This is a genomic window from Hyphococcus formosus (genome assembly GCF_046736345.1).
Taxonomy (GTDB): domain Bacteria; phylum Pseudomonadota; class Alphaproteobacteria; order Caulobacterales; family Parvularculaceae; genus Hyphococcus; species Hyphococcus formosus.
In genome coordinates this window covers 2,614,817-2,629,506 of sequence record NZ_CP157210.1, presented here as the reverse complement: position 1 = coordinate 2,629,506, position 14,690 = coordinate 2,614,817, and the positions used below count along the sequence as shown (strand labels likewise).

15 protein-coding genes are annotated in these 14,690 nt (G+C 53.8%); 5 read left to right on the top strand and 10 right to left on the bottom strand.

Annotated elements, in window-relative coordinates:
- The first annotated feature begins 48 nt into the window (after positions 1-48).
- Positions 49-1,932 (top strand): hypothetical protein, encoded by a 1,884-nt coding sequence (locus tag ABFZ83_RS12155; protein ID WP_411816821.1) that lies wholly within the window; start codon positions 49-51, stop codon positions 1,930-1,932.
- Here ABFZ83_RS12155 and ABFZ83_RS12150 read toward each other — a convergent pair.
- From ABFZ83_RS12150 to ABFZ83_RS12140, 3 genes are all read right to left on the bottom strand, one after another.
- Positions 1,929-2,510, bottom strand: coding sequence for a Smr/MutS family protein (locus tag ABFZ83_RS12150; protein WP_411816820.1), 582 nt, complete (start codon positions 2,508-2,510; stop codon positions 1,929-1,931). The genes ABFZ83_RS12155 and ABFZ83_RS12150 overlap by 4 nt on opposite strands.
- Positions 2,507-3,856: a murein transglycosylase A gene (locus ABFZ83_RS12145; RefSeq protein WP_411816819.1), complete on the bottom strand. Its 1,350-nt coding sequence runs from the start codon at positions 3,854-3,856 to the stop codon at positions 2,507-2,509. The genes ABFZ83_RS12150 and ABFZ83_RS12145 overlap by 4 nt, the downstream gene beginning before the upstream one ends.
- A 122-nt stretch (positions 3,857-3,978) precedes the next feature.
- Positions 3,979-4,623 (bottom strand): Tim44/TimA family putative adaptor protein, encoded by a 645-nt coding sequence (locus ABFZ83_RS12140; protein WP_411816818.1) that lies wholly within the window; start codon positions 4,621-4,623, stop codon positions 3,979-3,981.
- A gap of 84 nt (positions 4,624-4,707) precedes the next feature.
- Between ABFZ83_RS12140 and ABFZ83_RS12135 the strand changes: the two genes are divergently transcribed.
- On the top strand, positions 4,708-5,094 hold the full coding sequence (locus ABFZ83_RS12135; RefSeq protein WP_411816817.1) for an FxsA family protein: 387 nt from the start codon (positions 4,708-4,710) through the stop codon (positions 5,092-5,094).
- 89 nt (positions 5,095-5,183) lie between these two features.
- A complete protein-coding gene (gene secB / locus ABFZ83_RS12130; RefSeq protein ID WP_411816816.1) occupies positions 5,184-5,696 on the top strand; it encodes a protein-export chaperone SecB in 513 nt (170 codons plus the stop codon).
- On the opposite strand, the gene dnaQ is transcribed toward secB, so the two are convergent.
- The gene (dnaQ, locus tag ABFZ83_RS12125) at positions 5,693-6,424 is read right to left on the bottom strand and encodes a DNA polymerase III subunit epsilon (RefSeq protein WP_411816815.1); all 732 of its coding nucleotides are present in this window, start codon (positions 6,422-6,424) and stop codon (positions 5,693-5,695) included. The two genes, secB and dnaQ, sit on opposite strands and share 4 nt — an antisense overlap.
- A 60-nt stretch (positions 6,425-6,484) precedes the next feature.
- The gene (locus ABFZ83_RS12120) at positions 6,485-9,148 is read right to left on the bottom strand and encodes a response regulator (protein WP_411816814.1); all 2,664 of its coding nucleotides are present in this window, start codon (positions 9,146-9,148) and stop codon (positions 6,485-6,487) included.
- Positions 9,149-9,373: 225 nt separating this feature from the next.
- Here ABFZ83_RS12120 and ABFZ83_RS12115 point away from each other — a divergent pair, with 225 nt between their 5' ends.
- Positions 9,374-10,300: a patatin-like phospholipase family protein gene (locus ABFZ83_RS12115; RefSeq protein ID WP_411816813.1), complete on the top strand. Its 927-nt coding sequence runs from the start codon at positions 9,374-9,376 to the stop codon at positions 10,298-10,300.
- A 14-nt stretch (positions 10,301-10,314) separates the two neighbouring features.
- On the opposite strand, the gene arsC is transcribed toward ABFZ83_RS12115, so the two are convergent.
- From arsC to ABFZ83_RS12100, 3 genes are all read right to left on the bottom strand, one after another.
- Positions 10,315-10,662 carry an arsenate reductase (glutaredoxin) gene (gene arsC / locus ABFZ83_RS12110; RefSeq protein WP_411816812.1) on the bottom strand — a complete coding sequence of 116 codons (348 nt, stop codon included), beginning with the start codon at positions 10,660-10,662 and terminating at the stop codon, positions 10,315-10,317.
- Between the two features lie 8 nt (positions 10,663-10,670).
- Positions 10,671-11,360: a response regulator transcription factor gene (locus ABFZ83_RS12105; protein WP_411816811.1), complete on the bottom strand. Its 690-nt coding sequence runs from the start codon at positions 11,358-11,360 to the stop codon at positions 10,671-10,673.
- A gap of 130 nt (positions 11,361-11,490) precedes the next feature.
- Positions 11,491-12,195, bottom strand: coding sequence for a YggS family pyridoxal phosphate-dependent enzyme (locus ABFZ83_RS12100; RefSeq protein ID WP_411816810.1), 705 nt, complete (start codon positions 12,193-12,195; stop codon positions 11,491-11,493).
- On the opposite strand from ABFZ83_RS12100, the gene ABFZ83_RS12095 reads away from it, so the two are divergent.
- Positions 12,178-12,807, top strand: coding sequence for a thiamine phosphate synthase (locus ABFZ83_RS12095; protein ID WP_411816809.1), 630 nt, complete (start codon positions 12,178-12,180; stop codon positions 12,805-12,807). The genes ABFZ83_RS12100 and ABFZ83_RS12095 overlap by 18 nt on opposite strands.
- Here the strand turns inward: ABFZ83_RS12095 and ABFZ83_RS12090 are convergent.
- On the bottom strand, positions 12,804-13,151 hold the full coding sequence (locus ABFZ83_RS12090) for a VOC family protein (RefSeq protein ID WP_411816808.1): 348 nt from the start codon (positions 13,149-13,151) through the stop codon (positions 12,804-12,806). The genes ABFZ83_RS12095 and ABFZ83_RS12090 overlap by 4 nt on opposite strands.
- Positions 13,152-13,275: 124 nt before the next feature.
- On the bottom strand, positions 13,276-14,493 hold the full coding sequence (locus tag ABFZ83_RS12085; RefSeq protein ID WP_411816807.1) for a porin: 1,218 nt from the start codon (positions 14,491-14,493) through the stop codon (positions 13,276-13,278).
- Positions 14,494-14,690 lie beyond the last annotated feature (197 nt).

The window sequence follows — 14,690 nt, the reverse complement described above, 5'->3', positions numbered from 1 at the left end:
ACAGGTTAATCTATCCGCTCGTGAGAGGGTAACGAGCGGGGAATTACCATGGCTGACGGCGCGGCGCGGACTTGGAAGCGACGGTCCATGATGTCCTTTGCGGAGGATGCTGACCCGCGTTTTGCGGATAAGCCGGAGGATTCTGCCGAGCGCAGCAATCGAAGCCCGCTCGAAAAAGGCAAGAAGCAACCGAAAATCGCCTTCACTGGCGAGGAATGGGGATATGGCTACCAAGCCACGGATTCCTTCCTTCGCCGCGCGCGGGCAAAGGGTAATGTCCCTGACGCCGGTCTAGGAGCCGTCAACTCGCGGATCGAACGCGAATTTGAACGGGCCAGCACCAACAGCAATTTTGACTATAATTACGCGCAGACAATGCCGCTGCGGACCAAAGAGCAATCTTTGATGGCGGTGAAACAGGATACGGCAGATTTTGCTGTCATCCCGTTTTATCATCCGTATACGGGTTATGACTTTGAAGCGCTGCGGGCGATGGCCAGCCAGTTCACGCTTTTGGGCGTCGATCAGGTCGAGGCGACAGACAAGCTTTGCCTCGCCGTGCATGAATCGCAACTCTACGACATTATTCAATCATCACATCCGGGTACCGGTTTTTCGGCGCTGCAAAGACGCTTCAGAAAGTCATGGGGCCTTTTAGATACAGGCAGCGATAATGCGCCGACCGGTGATTATGCCAATGAAAGCCCGCGCGCTGGTCTGCCGATCGATATGGCGGATCAAAAACTGATCCGTGACCGGATAGACGTTGTCTTTGCAGGCCCAGAGGCGGCGCGGCGTTGCAAGTCGAAGCTAGATGGCATGCGCGCAATCGGCGTTGAGGTGCGCGAGACCTCGCAGATGATCGAACCTCATCGGGAACTGGCGCGACTGGCGCGGTCTTCGGTAAATTCAAACCGCCAGACAAACACCATGTTTGACCCGGTCACCGGCAAAACCCAGTTTGTCTCGACGCTTGGAGCCGACACACAAAGCAATCCGCTCTTTGCCATGGTCTTGCCTTACGAAGTCGCGATGCGCTCATCCGACTACGTCATAATCGATCATGAATATGATGATGCCGCCCCGGCGAAAACCCGTTTTATGGTGGTTGAGAATAATCCCGATCAAACACTGGTCGAGGACCGTTATCGCACGACCGATGCCAAAACGGGCTATTGGGTACGCCGCCTTGAGGCTATTTCGAACCCGTCAGGCACAATCGGTTCCGGCTTTTCGAAGATGCTTGGCTATGTTGGCGGTACTGCCGCAATCGCATTAGTCGGGCTTGGTGGTTTTGGGCTACTCACTGCGACACCGCTCAATTTTGATTATCCGCCGCAACTTGCCTGGCTTTCCGGATTAACGGCCGGGTCCGCGGTGCTCCTCGGCACCCTCGTCGCATTGATATCTTGGGTGTTCCTGTCGGTTCGTCCAACGGGTGAGCAGGGCGTTCGGGTGATGCTGCGCTTCCGTCGGGATGCGACCGCGGCCTCGCTAGGGGATATCGAAAACTATCTTCGGAATTTTGGCGTCCGCCATTCGGTCGTACGCATTGACGAAGATAGCGGCCGCGACAAGCCATCTTCGGTGGTGCTAGATATCGAGTTCGACCCCCGTGACTTCGCCTATGGGCCGATGAAAATGCTCACGCGGCGCCTGCGCGGTTCTGTTCTTAACGGCGCACTCAAGAAATCCTTCCAGCGCTGGAAAAATCGCGGCGTTACCGTTTTGGCTGCCATGCCGTTTGAACCAGAACAGGCGCAACTGCCGAAACACAAGCCCCGTCGCTGGTGGAATGAAGCTGTGTTGGATTGGGCTGCTGACTTTGTTGAAACCAACTTCGCGATCCGGCTACCGCGTTTGTTGATGTTTATCGTATTGCCAATCGCAATTGTCGTTGCGTTTGTCTGGAAAGTTCTGCTGAACGGCTAACGTTTCAAAAAAACATAAAAGGCCCCATCACCGCCATGGCGTTGATGGGCCGAGCTGGACCGGGAAATAAAACGCCGAACACTGTCCTCGCTCAACCAATCCTGAAATCGACCACGTAAGACACCCCGCCCTTTATTGGCAAAGCCATCATGCGCATCGTGCTTTACCAGCCCGCCTGAGACCATGCCGCCTTTGCCGGTGATAACCAGCAAACATTTTGCGCCGCGGGCATGACCTTCGCGGATGAAATTATGCAGAACCATGCGCGCCGTAACCTGATTATGGCCATGGAGATCGAGAACCGCATCAATCGCAATGCGCCCGCGACCTGCGAGCCTGTCCATGCGCGGGTCACCCGCACCCATTGGGTTCGGGGTGGGACCTGATTTTTTCTGTATCGGCCTCTGATCGGGCCGATAAGCCGAATTCTGGTGCTTTGCCGAAGACGCCGGACGATGTTGCGATGGCGAAACAAGCGGCACTTCTTCTTGCTTTTGGGGGCGGTAAGCCGAAACATCTTTGGTCACTTTTCGCCAAAGTGCCTCTTCCTCGCCCGTCAGATGCCGCCGTCGTTTCACAAGCGATTTGCCCTTTTAAACTCGATCCGTTCGGCCAGACGCTGGGGCAGAAGAATAATCATCTTACCCCTCGCGTTCATTTCACCGGCCATTTTACCGGCTTCTTCGCCAGACCCCCAATAATAGTCGCCACGAATGGGCCCTCGAATAGCGCCGCCCGTATCCTGAGCGATCACTAACCGCCGTAAGGGGTCAGCATTCTCGTCCAAGCGAATATCGATCCAGACAGGCATACCGAGCGGATAATAACGGCGATCAACCGCCAGTGACCGGCCCGGCGTCAATGACGCCCCTTGTGCCCCCAGGGGGCCTAACTCGGGAGCGACCTGATCGAGGCGATTGAAAAAGACATATGATGCATTTTCTTCTCGCAGGGATTGCGCCTCAACAGGGTCAGCATCAACCAGCCATTGCCGAATAGACTGCATGGAAACGTCTTCAAGCGGCATGATTTCACGTTGAACCATCACCCGGCCAATCGCTGTATAGGCATGACCATTCTGGCCGCCATAACCAACACGCAGGGCGGTTCCATCCTCAAAGAACAATCGCCCGGATCCTTGAATCTGCAGAAAGAATAAATCGTTGGGATCAAGCCAGGCTATTGGATCGCCATCAATGCCGCCGTTTTCAATCGACTTTCGGTCGGCATAGGGAACAAGCCGGTTGCCTTCGATCTTGCCGGCAATACGCTCACCTTTGAGGGTATCGCGAAACATCCCGAGATCAACTTCGACAAGGTCATCCGGACGCGGAAGAAGGGGTGCGGAAAACCGGTCTGTCTGAGTATTCGATGCGGGATAGACAGGCTCGTAATAGCCGGTAAACACACCGTCATTTTCGATTTTCGGCGGTGCCCGACGCGCGCGACTATCGGGCAGGGGCGCGCGTTTCACAGAGACTTCAATTGGCTGGAAATGGAATTCAAAAAATTTTCGAATCGCGCCGCGCCGAATGGATGGATCGCTATATGCACTGACGGTCAATGCCCGCGCTTCGTGGCAGGGCCGCTGCCAATCGGCGATGGTACCTGCAAGGGAAACCCCTGTTAATAGAGTATTTTCCAGTGGATTGGCGGCCTGTGACGGATCTTGTTTTTCGAATATCTCACACGATCGCATGAAGGCATTGAGGGCCTCAGTCGGATCATCCCGGTGCCAACCATCGATCTCGTCATACGAAATCGGCAACAGTTGCAGCGCCGGATTACCAAAATCTTCGTCAGAAAATTCCCGATCATAATAGGGCGGCAACACACCCGAAAACACCAACGCCGCTGCCGCCATCGCAACGAGCAGCGCACCAGCCAAAAAGAGTCGGAGTAGCGTTCCTGTTGATGACTTCACGGCCCAGTGTTCCCCATCAGGATCAAAATACGCATTCGGTCATGAAAGGGATAAATTCATGATTGACCGAAACATAGAAATGTTATCGGCCAGACCGCGAATTGCTGCAATGCATTTCAGAATTAATCCGCACCGCCGGTCGCCACGAGCGTCCAATTCGGATCGCGGCTCGAACGTTTGCGAGAAAACTTCCAACGGTCTTTGACCAGATCAATCCGGTTCGGATCGCCGTCTACCACTTGACCGTCGCGGTCACGTGTCACCCGGACCTGATTGGAAGCGAACTCGACAATAGCGACCATATTCTCGCCTTCGACAGCGCTTTCGATAATCGAAGCCCGCTCAATACCAACGAATTTAAGATCGGTCGTGTAACCAGCGGCATCGCGCTCAACGACCGCACCCTTAAACGCCTCATAAACGGAGCTGTTTAGAAAACCGCGGATTGATTTGAGGTCGCCCGAGGCAAATGCTTCAATAATCATCTCATAGGCGCTACGCGCACCCGCGAGGAAGCTGGCCTCATCGAAGGTAGGATCGGCCTCGCGCAATGGGCGCGCATTCGCCGATACCGGCTTCTGAACAACGACTTCATCAGCGTCATTCGTCTCCTCGCGGCCATCATCGCTCGCCCGTTTCTGCGACGCGCGCTGAATGGCTTCCAGATCGGTATTCTGTTCGTGACCGGTACGAGTACCCATCACGGAGATCAGCCGAAAAATCACAAATGCCGCTACACCGGCGAAAAAGAGAAGAACTGGATCCATAGCGTCCAATATTGCCTTCAAACCTTAATATTCCCAAAGCGCACTCTATATAGGAGCAAACGAGCAGAATACACCCGGAGCAACATGCTGTTTATCCTCCTTGCGCTATTTATTGTCGGCCCGATCGCTGAAATCGCCGTATTATTGACTGCGGGCAATGCTTTCGGCGCATTGCCGGTCGTTCTCGCCTGTATTTTTACGGCCTTTTTAGGCGGTTTTTTGATCAAAATGCAGGGCTTGGCGGCGCTGAATGCGGCCCAGAGTGACCTTCAGACGGGGCGGCTGCCAGTCGATTCTGTGGTCGATGGCGCATTATTGATTGTCGCTGCGCCGCTTTTGATGACACCAGGCTTTTTAACCGATGCCGCAGGGTTCTTACTGCTTGTACCGCCCATAAGACGCGAACTCGCCCGTATTGCCTTGCGGTTTATCCGCGCCCGCGTGGTCCATCGCGACGACTTAATGCGCTAGTTTTCGCAGTTTTTCCGGCTCGGGTTGCAGCATCTTCGCCTACCGTGTAATGAGCCGGCTCTTTCAAAATATGAAAACGGAACGATCTCATGTCCGATACGCCTGCCAATCCGAATTCTGCTGCCCCTGAGGGCCAACAAGCGGCACCGTCGCTTACTGTCCTCGCTCAGTATCTCAAGGACCTCTCCTTCGAGAATCCACACGCGCCAGGGGTCTATCAATCCAATTCAACCCCAAAGATCGAGGTCAATGTTGACGTTCAAGGCCGCGCCTTGAACCCGAACCAATATGAGATCGAACTTTCGGTTGCTGCCCGCGCCAATCGTGAAGATGGCGAAGCGATGTTTGTGGTCGAAGCGACCTATGCAGGGGTGTTCGAGATTACCAATGTCCCGCGCGAACAGCTGGAAATGGTCATGCTGGTCGAGTGCCCGCGGCTTCTTTTCCCGTTCATGCGCCAGATCGTGGCCGACGCAACGCGGAATGGTAACTTCCCGCCATTGATGCTTGAGCCAATCGACTTCATGGGCATTTACATCGCCAACCAGCAGCGCCGCGCTGCGCAAGAGAATGGCGAAGAGGCGGCACCAGCCGTCAACTAGGCGTCGGCTTTTACGCCAGCCAACCGGCTCCAGACGCTTTCTTCGCCAAGTTCCGCGACGAAAGCGTCATGCGCTGATTTTTCACTTTCCGTAACCAAAGACCGAAGCGGCTGTGGCCGCTGGCGCGCTGGCGCGCGTGTTACGTTAATCCCGCTCGATTGCGTTTCGTCACTGTCATCGCGTTTGAAATCGAGCCCCGCTTGGGCACCGCCGGTCAGTTCGATATAGACCGCGGCGAGCAGTTTTGAATCGAGCAAAGCCCCGTGGCCATCACGCTCTCGCGTTGACGTATCAATACCAAAGCGTGCGCACAAAGCATCAAGGCTAGCAGGCGAGCCAGGGAATTTCCGCCGCGCAATATGCAGCGTGTCGACGATGTTATCCCTATCAAGAATGCGCAGCTTCGCCGCCGCAAGTTCAGCGTTTAAAAAAGGAAGGTCAAAGCCGATCCCATTATGGGCAACCAATTGCGCATCGCCGACAAAGTCCAGAAAAGCCGGTGCAACCTCGGGATGGGTAAAGATCGGTTTATCGCTCAGGAACTCCGCCGATAGTCCGTGTACTTTATATGCGCCCTCTGGCATGTCGCGCTCAGGGTTAACATAGGAATGGAAATTACGGCCGGTCACTGCACCATTGACCATTTCGACGGCACCGATTTCCACAATTCGGTGACCTTCTGCAAATTTGAAACCCGTTGTTTCAAGGTCAAATACGATCTGCCGCATTCCGCCGCCCCGTTTCCTTTCTTGGTCGTCCCGACATCCGCCAGATGTCTTTTATTGTAATTAATCCTCAGAAGAATAAAGCGTTTCTTTTACCGCGACCGCAATTCCTTTGAGGGTAAATGGTTTTTGAATATAGCCCGCACCGTCAATCACATCGAGCTGCTCTCGCACAGCGGCTTCGGCATATCCAGACATAAATATGACTTTAGATTTTATGCCGAGTTTTTCACGAGCCTCGGCGACCATTGATGGGCCATCCATGACCGGCATCATCACATCAGAAATGATCAGATCAAAATCCTGATCTTCCTCCAGAATTTCTAATGCTTCGTCACCGTCTTCGGCTTCGCTGATTTCGTAGCCGCAATCGCCCAAAGTGGCGATTACGAAATTACGGACCGGATCTTCATCTTCGACGATCAGAATACGCCCGGCACCCGTTAAGTCCTGTGGCTCTTTCTTTGGTGCAGCCGCCGGTTCGGTCTGCGCAGCTTCTTCTGCGTCATAGGCCGGCAGGTATATCTCGAATGTCGCGCCATTTTTCACGCCCGGTTTCAGCGCAATAACACCATCGAGCTGGCGAATAATACCGTAGACGGTGGAAAGGCCGAGGCCGGTGCCTTTGCCAGAATCTTTCGTCGTGAAAAACGGGTCGAAAATCTTGTCCGCGATTTCTTTTGGCACGCCGGGGCCGGTGTCAGCGATTTCGATCAAGACATAATCCTGATCGAGAAGGCCAATGACTTCGCGAGACTTCACCTCTTCCGCCGGAATACACTGCGTCCGGATCGTCAATGTTCCGCCTGCATTCCCCATTGCATCCCGCGCATTCACAGCGAGATTCATGATCGCGGTTTCCAACTGATGGCGATCAACCTTGATCGACGGCAGGGCGCGTCCATTTACAAGCTCGAGTTTGACTTTCTCACTTATCGAACGGGTCAGGAACCGCGAGAAGTCACGCAACAATTCGGTAATCGAAAGCACTTCGCTTTTGAGCGTTTGCTTACGTGAGAAGGCCAAGAGTTGCTTCGTTGTATTTGCCGCACGCTGAGCATTTTCGCGGATCTGAACCAAATCCGGATAGGCCGGATCACCCGCCGGATGTTTCAACATCAAGCGCTCGCAATGACCGATAACAACCTGAAGATAATTGTTAAAGTCGTGCGCGACCTTACTTGCCAGCTCGCCGATGCCGCGCAGTTTTTGGTCCTGCGCATATTCTTCTTCCATCTGCTTGCGATCGGTTACATCCACCGAATAAAGCAGTGTACGGCGCGTTCCGTAAGACCCCCGCTTACGGCGCACGGGCCGCGCATATAGCGCAAAAGTTCGCGCGTGTACGCCTGAACCGACTGTGGCTTCAATTGGCTTTGGTGACCCTCCTGCGCGGGTCTTGCGGCGAATTTCTTCGGCAATCTCTTCAAGCGTTTCTGCGCTGAGGGATTTCGACAGGGGCGCATTCTTCTTTTGCGCACCAAAGGCTTCGGCGAAGGCCTTGTTCGCCTCTACCACCCGACCGTCACGATTGATCTCGCCTTCGATAATAGAAACACCGAAGGGCGATTCAGAAATGTCACCAGACAGGGCAACATCCTCAACTTCGTCAACGGATTCGTCGATAGTCAACTCGACACAGGCAAAGCCTTCACCGACACCGCCGCGCCGGAACGAACAAAAGTTTGCCTCGGTAGGATCAGCATTTTTACGGCGGACATGGGCCGTAAACGATGACCGATCAATGCGCCAAAGATTGCGGACCAGATTGCTTGTTTCGCCAAGCACCACATCATCGATCGAAGTAATCGTTCCGCGATCTGCGCCAAGTTTTTTGCGCATTTCTGCATTGGTCCAGGCAATTTGCCCAGACTTTTCAAGCGCAAAAACGGGCCGAGGAAAGTCTGCATAGGCGGCCGCAAGACTATCCTGTTCCTCTTCTTCAACCGGCAATTCGCGCAGACGCCATGCAACATGATCATCTGCGCCGCGAATGGGCCGTACACTGACTTCAAACCGGCGACGGTCACCACCGCCATCAAGCCCCATGGTTTGGTAGATAATTTCTTCCGCCGCTTCGGCGCTTTTCGCGGCCTTACAAAGGCGGAACACTTTTGTTGCCTCGGCCCCTTGCTGCGCGAACAGGCGATCAATACGCGGTGGCAAGCCCGCGGGACCCATGACGCCGGCATCTTTTGCAAGCTGTGTGTAAGCGCGGTTTGCGTAGGTAACGACGCCATCACGACGCGCCACCAAGCGGGCGTCCATATCCGCGTCGAGTACGCGTTCAGCAAGGCCAAGAGCGCTCAAAATTTCCGCACCTGCAAGCTCCACCGCTTCAGCCGGTTTTTTTCCAGTAACCCGGCGCATCATTACCCCTGCGGCCAAAACCGGCGAGAACATTTTTAACGCCGCCCCACCGAGAAAGAGCGCCACCAGCAGCGCAATGCCGCCCGCAAGAACCAACCCGGTTCCGCCACTTTCGCCCGCGCTGATGATCACATAGACCACCGCGAGAAGGGCAATCGCAACCCCGGCCCACAGCAACCAGAATGTTGCGATATTGACCAAGCCGCCATCGTCATTATCTGACGCATTCGCTTTCGACGCCGCTTCATCCATCATCGCGATTATCTCTTCATTCGTAGGCGGCCGCGGCGGGGTTTCGCCATTCGATTGATCAAGAGGCTCTTCTTGCGAGGTTTTTACGGGTTCCGCACCTGACACTGGGGGTTCTCCAAAAGAGTGATTCGACCGTTAACTATGACGCGGTTCGGTGGACCACGCCACCTCGGCGCTGGCGTCATCCGCGATTAGGCCGGCAACAATAAGCGCCACTTTTCCACAGACAGAAAACACAACCTAACCGATGGTTCATGTTATGATGTGGCCTCGCAATGATTATATCACACCGCGAGATGACCAAGGGAAGATCCTAGAGCGGAGAGGCGCATGTCAAAAAAAATCGGATTAGTCCTTGGCTCCGGTGCCGCACGCGGTTGGGCCCATATCGGTGCTTTGCGCGCCCTGGAAGAAATCGGTGCAAAACCCGATGTCATTGCCGGGTGTTCAGTGGGCGCATTGGTTGGCGGCGCGCATCTAATCGGCGCGCTTGATGAGTTCAGCAGATGGGCGAGATCGCTTGGGTCATTGTCCGCGCTTCAACACTTCTCACTAAAGGTCCATCGGGGCGGTTTCATCGACACCGCACCGGCTTTTGAGGCATTTCGAGATTACGACAAGAATATCGAAGACCTGCCGGTTAAGTTTGGCGCGGTTGCCACCGATCTTGCTACCGGTGAGGAAGTCAAAATGTTGCGGGGTTCGGTGATTGATGCGGCCCGCGCATCAAGCGCCATCCCGGTTGTGTTTCACTCGGTCTATATGAACCACCGCTGGCTGGTCGATGGCGCATTGGCAAACCCCGTCCCGGTTTCCCTCGCACGGGAATTAGGCGCAGATATTGTTATTGCGATTGACCTAAACGCCGTGCCCAAAGTTCTTGATCGTTTCGATGCACCGCCAAGCTCTGTCCCGGCGGTGATCCCGCCCGGCGTACCCGCACCGGACACGGTTACCGGCGCAGTGAGCAAGTTGATCGAAGACACAAAAGCCGCAATCGAGAAACAGATTGAGTTTGCCAAAGCTCGGGCAGGGGCCAAGCCCCATCTATTTGAAACCGCCTATGCCGCCGCAGACATTTTCCAAATGCAATTGGCGCGTGCGAAAGCGGTGATCGACGCGCCAGAAATCATGATCAAGCCCGATATGCGCGACGCTATGCCGACATCATTCGATCGCGCTGACGAATTTATCGAGGAAGGCTATCGATCACTAATGGTAAAACGGATCGAAATCGAAGCCCTGATTGCCGCCTGAAGCCCGGCCACCCGCTAAAGGATGTCGAGTACTGATTCCGGCGGGCGTCCGATAGCGGCTTTATCGCCATTAACAACGATAGGCCGTTCAATTAAAATCGGGTTTTCCACCATGGCGTCGATCAAGGCGCTCTCAGCGGTTACATTTTTCAAATCAAGATCTGTATACGGCGCTTCCTTGACGCGCATAACTTCGCGCGCGCTTTTAACGCCGAGACTTTTGACGATTGATTTTAGTTCCGTCTTGCTTGGCGGATTTTCAAGGTAACGAACGACCTTTGGCGTGACGCCATTTTTCTCAAGCAACTCTAATGTCTGGCGTGATTTCGAACAACGCGGATTATGATAAATCGTTACTGTCATTTTGCTCTCTATAAAGACAAACGATATCCACCGCTTTCTGTCAGCAAAATAGAAGCATTTGACGGATCAGGCTCGATCTTCTGACGCAGGCGGTAAACATGGGTTTCAAGTGTGTGTGTCGTCACACCAGAATTATAGCCCCATACCTCGTCTAGCAAGACATCCCGCGTCACTGGTTTTCCACCCGCACGGTAAAGGAATTTCAGGATTGATGTTTCTTTTTCGGTCAGCCGGATTTTCTTGTCGTCTTCGGTGACGAGCATCTTCACCGCCGGACGAAACTCGTAAGGGCCGACTTTGAATACCGCATCTTCGCTTTGTTCATGGCTACGCAAATGGGCGCGTACCCGGGCCAGCAACACACCGAACTTAAATGGCTTTGAGACGTAATCATTCGCACCAGCATCGAGCCCTAAAATCGTATCGGCTTCACTATCGGCACCGGTCAGCATGATGATCGGCGATTTAAAACCGTTCTTGCGCATAATGCGGCAGGCTTCGCGACCATCCATATCGGGCAACCCGACATCGAGCAAAACGAGGTCGATATGGGCTTCTTCTTTGGCTCGTTCGATTGCAGCACTTGCGGTTAATACCGGCTCGAGTGCGAATTCATCGTGAACCCCAAACTGATCGACAAGCGCGTCACGCAGCAACTCGTCGTCATCTACCAGCAAAATCTTCTTTGAACGGTTCATGCTCTGCCAGCCTCTTCCCTTAATAAGTCAGCTTCATGAGATCGGGTCATACCCCTGAACCGACCCCAAATGAAATTCACAACGAGACAACTTTTTGTTACGGCCCTGTGACCTTATCCAAAACCTTACATCATTTTGCAGGGCGTAGGCCAAATATTGCGCTTCCAACCCTTACATGGGTAGCGCCTAGCTGCGCCGCAATCGAATAATCACCGCTCATGCCCATTGATAGCGCTGACACGCCACAGTCTTTTGCCAGTTTCGCTAGAAGTGCAAAATGCGGTGCCGGATCATCCGCGGCGGGCGGAATACACATCAGCCCCTCGATCGTAAGCCCCAGCTGGTCACGACATTCATCAACGAAGGTCACAACGTCATTCGGGGCAATACCGGACTTTTGTTCTTCCTCGCCAGTATTGACCTGGACAAATAGCTTGAGCCGTTTGTCTTGTTTTTCGAATTCTTTTGCCAACGCCTTTGCGAGTTTTATTCGGTCTACGCTTTCGATAACGTCAAACAGCGCCACCGCTTCTTTGACTTTATTTGTTTGAAGCGGCCCGATCAGACGAAGCTCGGTGTCAGGATATTTTTCGATCAGTGCCGACCACTTCGCCTGTGCTTCCTGAACGCGGTTTTCGCCAAAGACGCGGTGCCCCGTTTCGAGCACCGGCAAAATCCGCGCCGCCTCATGCTGCTTTGACACTGCAACAATGGTAACATGGTTTTGTTCTTTTCCGGCTTCGCGCAATGCTGCGGATATATCTTCGGTGATTGCGGCGAGATTTTCGGCCGGATTGATATCGTCAGGAAGGTTATTTTGGTCGTCGATCGTCATCAGGGGCTCCGCTTACGGACTGCAAAATTAGCAGCCGCAGCGACTGCACTCAAATATCAATCGGGCAGAAACTCGCCTTTCTCACTGGTATTTATGACCGATCAGGCGCGCGTCACCCATCCCGAATTGATAGCCCGGATTTTGCCCAAAGGCGCTGCGGTGATTTTGCGCGATTACGATTTGCCGCAGCGCGCCGCATTGGCACGGCGATTATCGATCATATGCAAAGCCCGTGGGATTTCCCTGTTAATTGCGGGCAACCCCGATCTTGCCATTGCCGTTGACGCTGCGGGTGTTCATCGACCGCGGTGGAGTACACTGACGAAAGCGGATTTGCCGGCACGGTTTTTGTTGACGGCATCATGCCACAACAAAGAGGAGCTTGCCGAAGCTGAAAAAATTGGCGCTGATCTTGCGATCCTATCGCCCGCGTTTGAAACGCGCAGCCATCCCGATGGGAATGTATTAGGCGCGAGCGGCTTCAAAACCATCGCCGAGAATGCGTCGATCCCGATTATCGCTCTGGGCGGCGTCACAGCGTTAAATGCTAATCAGTTGACCGGCCGAAATGTCGTCGGTTTAGCCGCCATAGGCGCTTTTTGGGGCGATTAACTGGCGAGCGTCCAGACCCCAAGTCTATTTCCCCCGGGGTCACGAAAGTGAAACCGACGGCCACCGGGGAATTCATGATGCGCGATGATTTCACCGCCAGCATCGACAACATTTTTCTCGCTCTTTTCTAAATCATCGGCATAAAGAATAATCAATGCACCGGCGGCGCTGGGTGTTTCGGCGCGAAGAAATCCGCCTTCAAGGCCGGCACTTTTAAAGCTGACATAGTCGTCACCCCAGATTTCAAATTCCCAACCAAATGCTTTCTCATAAAATGCCTTTACCGCACCAAGATCAGCAGCAGTAAACTCGACATAATCAATATGGTTATTGGTGTGTGACATGAACATTTCTCCCCGGTATCGAGGGAATGCCTTATCATGAAACCCAATTATGCGAAATGGGGCAGCCCTTAAAAAAGAACTGCCCCATCTCATATCCCCTCTAAGCTTTAGGCGCTTAGAATTCTTAGAATTTGATCGAACTTTCGATCACAACCGTGGTGGCTTCTTCGGGTCCACCTGCGGCCACGGGTTTCTTGGATTCGACATATTGGGCGGCTGCGCCGACAGATATGCCGCGTCCGAGAACATAGGTCACGCCAGCCTGTGCGCTGCGTGTATCTCTGAATAAGGTTGGGTCGATCGGGTTCGCACCAATTACATTTGCCTCTGACTGACCAACGCCAATCATGAAAGCAACATCACCAGCTTCTTCACCGGTGCGGTAGGTCACACCCGCATCAAATGCGAGATAGCCGTCTTCGCCAAACGTCGCGAGACCGGCATTTGTCGATTTGATCGACCCGCCAAGCGTAATACCGCGATAGGCGAGGTTCAAACCGACGGAATAGGCTTCATAATCACCAAAAACCGAAGACAATGTCCGCGTGTCTTCATCAGCGTGAATAAAGCTTGCACCCACACCAACGAACAAACGATCAGTGCCAAGACCAATCCCTTTTTCGTAGTACATGGCCGCTTCGATAGCATCATCCCATTTGCTCGTTTCCGTGAGCATGATGCCCTCTGGTGAAACGACAAATCCGGATTCCGGGGCGCATAATAAATCGCCGCAATTTCTCAAAACCGGTGAGTAGGAAACGCCAAGTTGAAGCCCGCCAAGCACACCACCAAGGAAATTCGCCGGCGGCATATAGGTTAGCTTTGTCGCGTAACCAGTAAAATCGTTTAGCGTATGAATGTCATTGAGCCCTGAAAGGTCAGTCTGCCAATTATTGACATTCACCGAAGAGAAAATCGTTGGTGACGTTACACCAAGAAGCCGCGCTACTCCCTGATCCCGGCCAACGATAACCTGGCCGAAGGAGCCGCGCGCATAAGCATAAGCACCCTGTAGATAGGCATCACTTTCGTCCGGCGCGATACCGCGTGGGCCGCCGCTCAGGAGACTTGAATAACGTCCGCCAGAAAACATCTGGCGGGGCTGATCACCATCAAGCCGACCGGAAACAACCGCGCCGACTTCGATACCGTTATCTAAAAGTGTTGACCCTTTGATCGAGACTTCCACGTTGGCGTCTGCTTTGGCATCGCCATCGACAAGACCAGCAGCAACGCTCGCTTCGCCTTCGACGTCGATTTCGACGGGGTCAGCAGCAAGCGCGGCACCAGCGGTCAAAGCCGCAGCGCTAACACCTAACATCGCTGTCCGAAGACTGGTCATCAGTCTCACTACCGTCCCTATTTGCGAAGGATCCGGAAATCCTTGCCTTCGCGCCTCTACAAAACTCACCTCAACCTGACCTACAGGCAGCGGTCGCGTCATCGTCTCTCAATTTATGCCTGAGCGAGTCCCCACAACTTACTCAAACAATTCCGGACAAAAGCCCGGACCCTCCCGACATAGCGCCCCTGTACCCC

Bases quoted from the DNA above. Each gene is read 5' to 3' on its own strand.
- ABFZ83_RS12135 (WP_411816817.1), top strand. From the start codon at position 4,708: ATGCTGTTTATCCTCCTTGCGCTATTTATTGTCGGCCCGATCGCTGAA.
- ABFZ83_RS12090 (WP_411816808.1), bottom strand. From the start codon at position 13,151: ATGTCACACACCAATAACCATATTGATTATGTCGAGTTTACTGCTGCT.
- ABFZ83_RS12140 (WP_411816818.1), bottom strand. From the start codon at position 4,623: ATGGATCCAGTTCTTCTCTTTTTCGCCGGTGTAGCGGCATTTGTGATT.
- arsC (WP_411816812.1), bottom strand. From the start codon at position 10,662: ATGACAGTAACGATTTATCATAATCCGCGTTGTTCGAAATCACGCCAG.
- dnaQ (WP_411816815.1), bottom strand. From the start codon at position 6,424: ATGCGGCAGATCGTATTTGACCTTGAAACAACGGGTTTCAAATTTGCA.
- ABFZ83_RS12155 (WP_411816821.1), top strand. From the start codon at position 49: ATGGCTGACGGCGCGGCGCGGACTTGGAAGCGACGGTCCATGATGTCC.
- ABFZ83_RS12115 (WP_411816813.1), top strand. From the start codon at position 9,374: ATGTCAAAAAAAATCGGATTAGTCCTTGGCTCCGGTGCCGCACGCGGT.
- secB (WP_411816816.1), top strand. From the start codon at position 5,184: ATGTCCGATACGCCTGCCAATCCGAATTCTGCTGCCCCTGAGGGCCAA.
- ABFZ83_RS12085 (WP_411816807.1), bottom strand. From the start codon at position 14,493: ATGACCAGTCTTCGGACAGCGATGTTAGGTGTTAGCGCTGCGGCTTTG.
- ABFZ83_RS12100 (WP_411816810.1), bottom strand. From the start codon at position 12,195: ATGACGATCGACGACCAAAATAACCTTCCTGACGATATCAATCCGGCC.
- ABFZ83_RS12105 (WP_411816811.1), bottom strand. From the start codon at position 11,360: ATGAACCGTTCAAAGAAGATTTTGCTGGTAGATGACGACGAGTTGCTG.